The organism is Frankia canadensis, assembly GCF_900197875.1.
GTDB classification, from domain to species: domain Bacteria; phylum Actinomycetota; class Actinomycetes; order Frankiales; family Frankiaceae; genus Frankia; species Frankia canadensis.
Genome location: NZ_FZMO01000125.1, coordinates 1 through 11,115, shown reverse-complemented (window position 1 = coordinate 11,115; position 11,115 = coordinate 1). Strand labels below are relative to the sequence as shown.

General features: G+C 71.1%; 8 protein-coding genes. 4 read left to right on the top strand and 4 right to left on the bottom strand.

The features are described from left to right. Positions 1–143: 143 nt before the first annotated feature. From C1A33_RS12735 to C1A33_RS12720, 4 genes are all read right to left on the bottom strand, one after another. A complete protein-coding gene (locus C1A33_RS12735) occupies positions 144–1,259 on the bottom strand; it encodes an ABC transporter substrate-binding protein (protein ID WP_243407473.1) in 1,116 nt (371 codons plus the stop codon). A gap of 792 nt (positions 1,260–2,051) precedes the next feature. Beyond that, positions 2,052–3,326 (bottom strand): ABC transporter substrate-binding protein, encoded by a 1,275-nt coding sequence (locus C1A33_RS12730; protein ID WP_243407472.1) that lies wholly within the window; start codon positions 3,324–3,326, stop codon positions 2,052–2,054. An 898-nt stretch (positions 3,327–4,224) separates the two neighbouring features. After that, positions 4,225–5,478 (bottom strand): ABC transporter substrate-binding protein, encoded by a 1,254-nt coding sequence (locus C1A33_RS12725; RefSeq protein ID WP_101831730.1) that lies wholly within the window; start codon positions 5,476–5,478, stop codon positions 4,225–4,227. Positions 5,479–6,139: 661 nt separating this feature from the next. Then, positions 6,140–7,783, bottom strand: a complete 1,644-nt coding sequence (locus C1A33_RS12720) for a class I adenylate-forming enzyme family protein (protein ID WP_243407471.1) — start codon at positions 7,781–7,783, stop codon at positions 6,140–6,142. A 743-nt stretch (positions 7,784–8,526) separates the two neighbouring features. On the opposite strand from C1A33_RS12720, the gene uppS reads away from it, so the two are divergent. From uppS to mftC, 4 genes are all read left to right on the top strand, one after another. Beyond that, positions 8,527–9,303 (top strand): polyprenyl diphosphate synthase, encoded by a 777-nt coding sequence (gene uppS / locus C1A33_RS12715; protein ID WP_101831729.1) that lies wholly within the window; start codon positions 8,527–8,529, stop codon positions 9,301–9,303. A 108-nt stretch (positions 9,304–9,411) separates the two neighbouring features. After that, positions 9,412–9,546 (top strand): mycofactocin precursor MftA, encoded by a 135-nt coding sequence (gene mftA, locus C1A33_RS12710; RefSeq protein WP_101831728.1) that lies wholly within the window; start codon positions 9,412–9,414, stop codon positions 9,544–9,546. Continuing rightward, positions 9,531–9,974: a mycofactocin biosynthesis chaperone MftB gene (mftB, locus tag C1A33_RS38335; protein ID WP_243407470.1), complete on the top strand. Its 444-nt coding sequence runs from the start codon at positions 9,531–9,533 to the stop codon at positions 9,972–9,974. Before mftA ends, mftB begins: the two co-directional genes overlap by 16 nt. Positions 9,975–10,020: 46 nt before the next feature. Further along, positions 10,021–11,115, top strand: a 1,095-nt coding sequence (gene mftC / locus C1A33_RS12695) for a mycofactocin radical SAM maturase (RefSeq protein WP_101831727.1), incomplete at its 3' end; no start/stop codon positions are given.

Here is an 11,115-nt window from a genome sequence, read left to right as displayed (position 1 = left end):
GCCCGCGGCGGGGCGGGGCACCGGCCGAGGGGCGGCTCGTCCGTTCAGGGAATCGAGGCCAGATGGCGGCCGGTCGGACCGCGGCTTGCCGGCCGCGGTCCGCCTGACGTCGCGTCGATGAACGCCTGCGGAGTCCCGCCGGGTCAGGACGCCCCGGCGCCGGCCGGCAGCACGCGCCCGCACTGCTGGTCGCCCAGCACGTTGAAGCCCTTCCCCTCGGCATTGACCTGGACGAAGGACCAGCAGGTGATCTGCTTGCCGAGATCGCGGGCGATGTTCATCGGGGTCATCAGGAGCCCGCCGGCGTCGTACGAGGTGACGGCGCGCAGGCCGGACATGAAGCTCTGCCGGGTGGGACAGGGCCCGGCCGCCTCCAGCCCGCGCAGGTAGAGATCGGTGTCGATGTAGGCGGTGTAGGCGAGTTGCTGCTCGGGGTCGTTGTACTGCGGCGCATACCTGATCATGGCCTGGCGGTAGGCCTCGACGGCGGGACCGCCGCTCTCGAAGGGCCGGTAGAAGATCGGGATCGTCACACCCGCCATGATCTGCCCTGCTGCCGCGAGAAGCTGATGATCGTAGCCGCCGAAGGACAGGACGACCTTCATGCGCGGCGCCGCGGCGCGGATCGCGGCGACCACGGCCGGCAGCGCCGGACCGTTGATGATCACGACCGCGCTGTCGGCCCCGCTGGCCGCCACCCGTCTGCCGACGGAGGCGGGATCGTCGGCACCGTCGGTGAACGCGATGTTGTCGACGATGTCGATGCCCGCGGCCTGGACGCTCTGGGTCAGGACGGAGTTGGTGTCGCCCGTGCCGGCGGACAGCGCGGTGGCGACGACGGCGGTCTTCCCGGCGCCCTGGGACTTCAGGAAGTTGCCGAACACGTCGATCGGGCTGACGGTCGTGGCTCCGACCGTGAACATGTTCGGATGCTTCGACCAGGCATCGCCGACGGACAGGCCGCCGACGGGAATGCCCTTGTCGGCCAGGTACTGCGCGCTGCCATCCGCGACGAAGGAGAACTCCAGCAGGCCGAACACGTTGCGCTGCTCCACCAGGTACCGGGCGGCGGTCGCGTTGGCCGTGGGGTTGTCCTGATCGTCACGCCAGTCATAGACGATCTTTCGTCCGTGGATGCCACCCTTCTCGTTGGCGAGGCCGATCCGGGCATCCACCCCGGCGCGGGCCGTGGCGATGGCACTGGCGGTGGGACCGGTGTCGGGGTAGAGCAGCCCCAGTCGGATCTCCGAGGAACTCACGCCGGGGCTGTCGCACGCGGAGGCCGACGAGGAGGATCCGGAGCCGCAGGCGCCGGCACCCGCCGTTACGATCGCGAGCAACGCGGCTACGCCGAGTAGCGATGAGGAACGTCTAGGCATTCGGGAACTCCCGGGGAAGCATTACGAGTCTGATCGGCCGAAGCTCGTGACGCGACTTCGGGTGTGCACTGACGAGCGGCCGACTGTAGTCCCCTCGGGCCTACTGCCGGCGACACGCACCGTGTCGAGTGGAACACCCACACCCGGAGATGCTGGGCGTGTGCGTCGTCGACCGCGGTGCGTGAAAGGTGCGCGAATCTCGCCTGGCCGATCCGTTTCGTTGCCCCCGGACAGCATCGCGCGCACCTTGTGTGGCGAACGCCGACGCTGTGGATCTGATCAGTACGAGTCTGAGAACGCAGTCACTATAGGCGTGGGCTCCAGGGCGATGTGCCACCGGGCAGGACGCGGAGCGCGGCAACACCGTGGCGTTTTTCGACCGTTGGTTGCAGTCGCTTGCCGTCTCGTGATGTACGCAGCACGGAGCAGCATCGGCTCTTTAGCTCCGTCGGACCTGGGGTTGCTAGCTCGTTGGCTGGCGGGCGCCGATCGGGGCGACAGTGGAGAAACAATGCCGGCCAGGCATGAGATGCCGCCCCGGCATGGTGGCGGCCGGGGTGGTCGTGCGTATCGCGGCGCACCGGCACTCGATGGGGTGCCGGCGCGAGCTGGGCGGTCGGGCGAGCTGGGCGGTCGGTGTCGACGGGCGCCGGGACAGGGGCGCGACGGGCCTCAGCCCGCGCCGGGCGCGGCGGGGAGCTCCTGCCCGCACTGGGAGTCGCGCAGGACACCGAAGGCGTTGCCGGCGGGGTTGACCTGGACGAACGACCAGCAGGTGATCTGCCTGCCGAGGTCGCGGGCGATGTTCAGCGGCGCGATCAGACCGCCGGCGTCGTAGTTGGTGACGGCGCGCAGCCCGGTCATGAACGCCTGCCGGGTGGGGCACGGTCCGGCGGCCTCGATGCCGCGCAGGAAGAGATCCGTGTCGATGTAGGAGATCAGGGCCAGCTGCTGTTCCGGGTTGGGGAACTGCGGCGCGTAGGTGACCATCGCCTGGCGGAAGGTGTCGATCGCCGGGCCGCCGGCCTCGAACGGGCGGTAGAAGACGGGGATCACCGTGCCGGCCATCGCGGGTCCGGCCTGGGCGAGCAGCTGGCGGTCGTAGCCCGCGAGCGACATGATCACCCGCACTTTCGGGGCCGCGGCCCGGACCGCGGTCAGGATCGTGGGCAGGTCGCTGCCGCTGACCAGCAACATCAGCGTGTCGGCACCGCTGGCCGCGACCCGCTGGGCGACGGTCGCCGGATTGTCGGCGCCGGCGGTGTAGCCGATCGAGTCGACCACGGAGATGCCGGCGGCCTGGATACTGCGCGTCATCACGGCGGTGACGTCCCCCGTGCCGGCGGACAGCGCGGTACCGACGACGGCGGCCCTCGTCGCACCCTCGGACTTCAGGAAGTTGCCAAACAGGTCGATCGCGCTGACGGTCGTCGCTCCGATCGAGAACATGTTGGGATGCTTCGACCAGGCGTCACCGATCGAAAGGCCGCCGACCGGGATGCCCTTGTCCGCGAGGTACTGCGCGCTGCCGTTGGCGACGAAGGAGAACTCCAACACGCCGAAGACGTTCTGCTGCTCGATGAGGTTCCGGGCTCCGGTCGCGTTGGTGGTCGGGTTGTCCTTGTCATCGCGCCACTCGTAGACGATCTTGCGTCCGTTGATGCCGCCCTTCGCATTGGCCAGGCCGATGCGGGCGTCCACGCCGGCGCGTCCGGCCGCGACCGCGGTGGCCGTCGGACCGGTATCCGGATAGAGGAGGCCGAGCCGGATCTCGTTCGCGCTCACCCCCGGGCTGTCGCAGGTGGCGGACGCGGCTGACTGCCCGCTCTGTCCGCAGGCTCCGGCCCCCGCGGCCACCAGGGCCAGCATCATGGCGACTCCGGAAACGCTTAACAGACGACGAGACACGTGAGGACTCCTGAGGAACGTCGAGGACGGGTCGACCACTGCGCCGTAGTTCGAAGGGAATGGCGCGTGGGCCCTGCCACGGTGACGGCGCCGGGCGGTAGGCGGCCGCGGACGGGCACGACGCATCGCTTCCCCCGGCGTCCTAGCGGTCCTCCCTCGTCCGGGGAAGTGCGCGATCAACGCCAGCGGAGAAGTCGAGGCCGGCCGCCTCGGGTAATCGGGGCTTGCGCTCTCCGCCCATGACACTCCGTGTACAGATTGATGGGAACCTGATGGTGATGGCCTTGACCGGCCACCACTGATGATCGTTGTCACTATATGGGTGATCGAGGGTAGGCGAAAGGTGACGTTGCCGGTAGTCGGGATGGTGTTCTGCGGTTTTCCCGCCGTTGATGGCAGTCGTGACCTTAGGTGAAACGCCCGTGACAGCCGGCACGGGCCGCCGGGCGCGAGTGGGCGGGAAATCCGAAATTGCCCTGTTTGTGGACCTGGTTGGCTGCTGACCGGAAGCGCGGGAATGCCGGATCGGCATGGATGTCGCCGCGGAGGTATTGCCGGCTCAGGTTGCCGGTCCGCATCGGACTGTGCGCGCTCCGGCGCCGGGCGGAGATCCGGGCGGGCGGCGGAGAAGAGGAGGAGAAGAGAGGAGCCGCTGGAAACGGAGGCCCGCCGGGCGGCGCAATGCCTGATATGACGTTTCCCGACCGGGATGTGACCTGCCGAAATTCCGTCGCGGTCGCCGTGGCGGATCGCCGGACATGGATCTGGGCCGGACATGGATCTGGGCCGGACATGGATCTGGGCCGGACATGGATCTGGGCCGGACATGGATCTGGGCCGGACATGGATCGCGGGCCCGTGCGCCGACCGTCCCACGACGGCATCGCGCACGGGCCCGCGGCAGATCACCCGCGCTACTCGCGGAGCCCGGGCGGGCTCAGCCGCCCGCCCCGGCCGGCAGCTCGTGCCCGCACAGGTTGTCCCCGGCGACGTCGAACGCCGTGCCGGAGGCGTTGCCCCGGACGAACGACCAGCAGGTGATCTGCTTGTGGAGGTCCCGGGCGATGTTGAACGGGGTGATGAGGCCGCCGGCGTCATAGTTGGACGTGGCGCGCAGTCCTGACATGAAGCTCGCCCGGGTGGGGCACGGCCCGGCCGCCTGCAGACCGCGCAGGAACAGGTCCGTGTCGATGTAGGAGATCAGTGCCAACTGCTGGTCCGTGTCGCTGACCTCGGGAGCGAACTCGGTCATCCCCCGGCGGAAGGTGTCGATCGAGGGGCCGCCGGCCTCGAACGGCCGGAAGTACAGCGGGATCTCCACGCCCGCCATGGCTCCGCCCGCCTGCGCGAGGACCTGCTTGTCGTAGCCGGACAGCGAGAGGACCACCCGCAGGTTGGGCGCCCCGGCCCGGATGGCCTTCATCATCGTGGGGACCGAGTTGCCGTTGATGACCAGCAGCAGCGTGTCCGCGCCGCTGCGGGCGACCCGCTGGGCGATGACGGAGGGGTCGTCGACGCCAGCGGTGAAGGCGGAGCGGTCGACGATCTGCACGCCGGCCGCGCGGAAGCTGGCGGCGAACGACGTGCTGGCGTCTCCCGAGATGGCGGACAGCGCGGTGGTGAGCACGAAGGCCTTCGACGCGCCCTGGTTCCTCACGTAGTTGCCGAACAGGTCGATGGCGCTCGACGTCGTGGGGCCGATCGTGAACATGTTCGGGTGGTTCGCCCAGGCGCCGCCGATGGACAGGCCGCCCACGGGGACGTCGCGGTCGGTGAGGTACTGGGCGCTGCCGGCCGAGACGGCCGTGAACTCGAGGATCCCGAAGACCTTGCTCTGCTCGACCAGGTAGCGCGCCGCGGTCGCGTTGGCCGTGGGGTTGTCCTGGTCGTCGCGCCACTCGTAGACGATCTTCCGGCCGTTGATGCCGCCGCTGGCGTTCGCGAGACCGATGCGGGCGTCAACCCCCGCCCGACTCGCGGCCAGGCCCGGCGCGCTGGGGCCGGTGTTCGGGTAGAGCAACCCCAGGTGAATCTGTGTGGGGGTGACGCCTGGGCTGTCGCAGGCGCCCGCCGAGGCCGACCGGGTGCCCGAGCCACAGGCGCCGGCACCCATCGCCACCGCGGCCAACAGCGCGGCGGCGCTGGAGAAGGTCCATAACCGGTGGTGTTTCGAAGTGCGTCCTGGAGCCATCACTTTTCCTTTGTGGGTGGGCCTTGAGTCGTCACCCTGGGCGGGGAAGGATTGTTTGCTCTGCCGCAGGGGACAACGATGATCGCTACATAACGTGGACATCCGGGTGGGCGAAGTGGTGGTGGGGGGCGGCGGCGTGATGCTTCCCCGAACAGGGCTGCGATCAGCCACAACGCCCTGGCGGGGACCACCATCCGCGCACTCCGGCAGCTGATCTGACTATAAGGGTGACGTGTTTGGGTGGTCTCCGACCGCGCGGCATGGTTGCTGCTCCGTAGGCATGTTTTTTCCCCGTTGATTAGGGGAATGGCCCCTACTGGGTCAATGGGTGCTGTCTCGCCCGGTACTTTGCAGCCGCATGTCTGGAATGTCATGGTCTGGTCGTCGCGGAGGTGGCGGCCGCATGGGTAGGGAAACGGCCTCATGAGCACCTGGAATGCCGGTTCGGCATGGCGAGAGGCGCGCAAATACTGAAATGCCCTTTTTCGATGCGATGGTGAAGGCTGGCGTGACGCGCGCCTGACCGCTGGAGGACATGGGCTCCGGTGGCGGCGGACCTGCCGTCGGTGACGGGGCGCACGAGGAACGGGCCCGGACACGGTGCGCGTGGAGACGGTGCCTGCCGGGAGAGGGCGCTTGGGCGGGGACACCGAGCGACGGGTCAGCGTCGAGGGCCCCAGTCGGTGGCGGTGCGCAGATGAGCCTTGTCCACCTTGCCGGCCGCGTTGCGCGGCAGGGGATCGGTGAGGGTGGCCACGAACTGGGGGATCTTGAAGTCGGCGAGCTGGTCGCGGGCGAAGGTGAGCAGCTCCGCCGGGTCGACGGTGGTGCCAGGCCGGGCGACGACCGCGGCGGCGACCCGCTGACCGAGCTTGGGATCGGGCAGGCCGACGACGGCCACCTCCCCGACTCCCGGGTACGCCGCCAGCACCCGCTCCACCTCGATGCTGAAGACGTTCTCCCCGCCGCGGTTGATCATGTCCTTGATGCGGTCCAGCAGGTGGACCCGGCCGTGGCCGTCCACCCGGGCGAGGTCGCCGGTGCGTAGCCAGCCGCCGTCCAGAGCCTCGGCGCTCGCCTCGGGCCGCTGCCAGTAGCCGCTCATCAGCTGCGGGCCGCGCACGAGCAGCTGGCCGATCCCGGCGACCGAGTCCGGGCCCTCCAGGCGCAGCTCGGTGGCGGGCACGGCGACGCCGACCGAGTCGGCGTGGGTGAGCACCTCGTCGTGGTCGAGGCCGGTGACGGCCGACGCCTCGGTCAGGCCGTATCCGGGCGAGAACCGTGCGGTGGGGAACGCGGCGAGCAGTTCCGCCACCTGGCTCGGCGGCGTCGGCGCCGCGCCGTAGCTGAGCAGCCGCACGCCGGAGACGTCCACCTCGGCGAACGCGGGATGGCGCAGCGCCTGCCAGTACATGGCCGGCACCCCGTTGAGCGCGTCGATCCGCTCGTCGCGGATCGCCCGCAACCACGAGCCGGTCTCGAAGTGGGTGGCGATGACGACCGTGCCGCCGGACAGCAGCGCGGGCAGCCACTGCATGCCGAACGCGAGGACGTGGAACAGCGGCGCCGCGATCAGCGACCGCGTCCGCTCGGTCGGCCCGAGCCGCAGGACCCGGCGGCACTGCTCGGCCGCGGACAGCAACGACCGGTGCGAGAGCATCGCGCCCTTGGGGTTGCCGGTCGTCCCGGACGTGTAGAACAGCGCGGCGGTCGCCTCCGGATCGTCGGCGGCCCGCACGAGCGGGGGCCCGTCCGGCAGTCCGGCGGGGTCCTCGACGACGTGGGCGGCCTGGGCGTCCCCGACGATGTAGGCGATCTCCGGACGGGTGAGCCGCGTGTTGACGGGTACCGGCACCGCGCCCGCGAGCAGGGTCCCGAGCACGGTGGAACACCAGGCGGCGCCGTTGGGCAGGCGCACCGCGACCCGCTGGCCGGGGCCGACGCCCGCCGCGGCGAGCCCGCCGGCCACCCGCGCCGCCGCGTCCCACAGCTGTCGGTAGGTCAGCCGCTCGCCGGTGGCCAGGTCGACGACGGCCTCGTCGTCGGGCACCCGGCGCACGGTCTCCTCGACGGCGGGCACCAGCGTCGGCGCGATCCCGGTGAACCGCATCCCGGCGCCGGTACGGGCGACGCCGGTCGAGTCCGGCGGCGCTCCGGGTACGGCCAACCCCGGCGCGGCGGCGGTCATCGCGGCGCCGGCGTGCGGGGCGGACGCCGGCGCGGCGTCACCGGATCTGGTTACGGGACGGGACCCGGCGTGGACCGGCCCGTCGACGGTGACGGGCCGCTCCCACTCGCTCGGCATCGGCGACACTCCTCGGGCTGGACCGGCGCTGCGCCGGCCGACGCCGGACACCGAGGCTGGTGCCGACCCGTCGGCCACCGGACGAGGTCGGGAGCGGTGAACGACCACCGTGCCCGCACCCTCCGGAGGTCGGGGAAGCACACACGAGCCCTGATGCGCCCCATGACACTCATGGTGTGTCCTATGACACTCAGGTTCGACAATCGTGTCAAGGATTCCGCCTTGGCCTCAGAGACTGAGCGCTTGCGTTCGCGTTCGATTTCCTACTGTGACCGTGAGGGGGTTGTTTCTGATCCCTCCCCGGATGTCATCGCGGAATGGTGGCGTTGTGACCAGGGATCGGTACTCTCAGATGTGACCAGGTGCGCTGGGTGACGGTTCGAGGCGGTGCGTCGCGGGTGATCTCGGTCGAGGTGGGTGCGTCGGGGGTGCGCCGGCCCCCTGGTGGGCGGCCGGCGGGCATCGGGCCTCCTGCGGCCCGGTACGGAACGCGCCTGACCGCCGATCCTCTGGTGATGGGTTCCGGGGTCGAGTGTCGAGATCCTGCGAACAGTGATGGTTGCGTCGCGGGGCGCTCGCGGCCGGGGCGCCGCGGGTGGACGGCCGTGCATCTTGCCAGGGCGACATCTGCGGGTGACGCGGGCCAGGTATCGTCACCCAACCCGGTTCATGTCGCGGCCGGGACGCGGGTGTGGGGCCGCGCCGGCCCCTCCATCCGCGCGGCCCGTCCCGGGAAGGTGCGGATGACCCTCGGCGGTCCCCTCTACGCCCTCTACACCCGCCGGCTGCGCCGCCAGGTCGTCGCCGGACCGCTGCCCACCCATGTCGGCCTGGTCATGGACGGCAACCGTCGCTGGGCCCGCGAGATGGGTATGGCCAACCCGAGCCTCGGCCACCGCTACGGCGCCGAGCACGCCGAGGACGTCCTGTCCTGGTGCGAGGCCGTCGGCATCCGGCACGTCACCGTGTTCGTCTGCTCGACGGAGAACCTCCAGCGCCGCGGCGACGCCGAGGTGGCCTTCCTGATGGGGGTCATCGAGCAGGTGGTCTCGGACCGGCTCGGCCGGCCCGACGCCCGCTGGCGCGTGCACCTGGCCGGCATGCTCGACGCCCTGCCCGACAGCACCGCCCGGGTGCTCAAGGACGCGGTCGAGACGACCCGCACCTGCGAGACCGGCTTCCACGTCACGCTCGCCGTCGGCTACGGCGGCCGGCAGGAGGTCATCGAGGCGCTGCGCGAGCACCTGCACGAACGCGCGGAGGCCGGCGACTCGCTCGCCGACGCCGCCGCGTCGCTGACCATGGACGACATCGCCCGCCACCTCTACACCGCCGGCCAGCCCGACCCCGACCTCGTCATCCGCACCTCCGGCGAGCAGCGGATGTCGAACTTCCTGCTCTGGCAGAGCGCCTATTCCGAGCTGTACTTCTGCGAGGCCTACTGGCCGGCCTTCCGTGAGATCGACTTCCTGCGCGCCCTGCGCAGCTTCGCCGCCCGCGGGCGCCGCCACGGCGGCTGAGCGCCCGTTCCGGCGAACGCTTCCGTCTGGCACTCGGTGCCATTACAGTCCTCTCGCAGGGAGTCGGGGCCGGTCCCGGCTCCGCCCCGCGAGCCCCAGGGAGACGCCATGGAGCAGTCCGTGCTGGAGCAGGCCGACCGCCCGGTCGAGGCCGCCGATCCCGCCGTGTCCGAGGAGGCCGGCCTGGTGGACGACCTGCTGGTCGAGGAGGTCTCCATCGACGGCATGTGCGGCGTCTACTGAGCACCGTCCCGCTCGGCGGGCCCGCCGGGTCCGCCGAGCCAGGGGCCGGCCACGCCGCTTCGGCCAGCACCGCCGCTTCGGCCAGCACCGCCGCTTCGGCCAGCACCGCCGCTTCGGCGGGCGCCGCCTCCCCGGCCGGCACCCGCTCCGCGCTCGGCACCGCGGCGTTCGACCTGGACCGGGCGTGGCGGCTGCATCCGCGGGTGTCGGTGCGGCCGGAGGCGTTCGGCGCACTGCTCTACCATTTCGGGACACGGCGGCTGTCGTTCCTCAAGGAGCCGGCGCTGCTGGCGCTGGTCGAGGCATTGCCCGCCCATCCCACCGCCCGGGCGGCGGCGGCCGCGATCGGCCTGCCCGCGGCCTCACTCGAGCCATACCAGCGGGCGCTGGCGAGCCTTGCCGCGTCCCAGATGCTCGTCCCCGCCTGACCTTCGTGAGAGTTCGTCCTCGTCCGAGGGCGGAAGGGAGTTCCGCGTGCCCACCACCGCCCCGGCGCGGCTCGTCGACCACTTCGCGCGGGGCCTCGCCGCGCCGATCTGCCTGACATGGGAGCTGACCTACGCCTGCAACCTGGCCTGCCGGCACTGCCTGTCCAGTTCCGGGCGGCGCGACCCGCGCGAGCTGACGACCGCCGAGTGTCGGGCCGTCATCGACGAGCTGGAGCGGCTGCAGGTCTTCTACGTCAACATCGGCGGAGGCGAGCCGACGGTGCGCGACGACTTCTGGGAGCTCGTCGACTACGCCACCGCGCATCACGTCGGGGTGAAGTTCTCCACCAACGGCGTGCGGATCACGCCGTCGGTCGCCGCGCGCCTGGCCGCCAGTGACTACGTCGACGTGCAGATCTCCCTCGACGGCGCCACCGCCGAGGTCAACGACGCGGTGCGCGGCGCCGGCTCCTACGACATGGCCGTGCGGGCGATGGAGAACCTGGCCGCGGCCGGCATGCGCGGGTTCAAGCTGTCCGTGGTCGTCACCCGGCACAACGTGGCCCAGCTCGACGGCTTCGCCGCGCTCGCCGACCGCTACGGCGCCCAGCTGCGCCTGACCCGGCTGCGCCCGTCCGGGCGCGGCGCCGACACCTGGGACGAGCTGCATCCCACCGCTGCCCAGCAGCGAGAGCTCTACGACTGGCTCGTCGCCGCCGGCGAGAACGTCCTGACCGGCGACTCGTTCTTCCACCTGTCCGCCTACGGCCAGGCGCTGCCCGGGCTGAACCTGTGCGGCGCCGGGCGGGTGGTCTGTCTCATCGACCCCGTCGGCGACGTGTACGCCTGCCCCTTCGCGATCCACGACGACTTCCTCGCCGGCAACGTGCGCGACGCGGGCGGCTTCACCGCCGTGTGGCGCACCTCGGAGCTGTTCGCGACGCTGCGCGAGCCGCAGTCGGCCGGGGCGTGCGCGTCCTGCGGCCACTACGACTCCTGCCGAGGCGGCTGTATGGCGGCGAAGTTCTTCACCGGCCTGCCGCTGGACGGCCCCGACCCCGAGTGCGTGCGCGGACACGGCGTCGACGCCCTGCTCGCCCGCGGCGAGGTGCCCCCGCCCCGCCCGTCCGTCGACCACTCC

Excerpts from the sequence above, each read along its gene's own strand:
- C1A33_RS12725 (WP_101831730.1), bottom strand. The coding sequence starts at position 5,478 with ATGGCTCCAGGACGCACTTCGAAACACCACCGGTTATGGACCTTCTCC.
- C1A33_RS12720 (WP_243407471.1), bottom strand. The coding sequence starts at position 7,783 with ATGCCGAGCGAGTGGGAGCGGCCCGTCACCGTCGACGGGCCGGTCCAC.
- uppS (WP_101831729.1), top strand. The coding sequence starts at position 8,527 with ATGACCCTCGGCGGTCCCCTCTACGCCCTCTACACCCGCCGGCTGCGC.
- mftA (WP_101831728.1), top strand. The coding sequence starts at position 9,412 with ATGGAGCAGTCCGTGCTGGAGCAGGCCGACCGCCCGGTCGAGGCCGCC.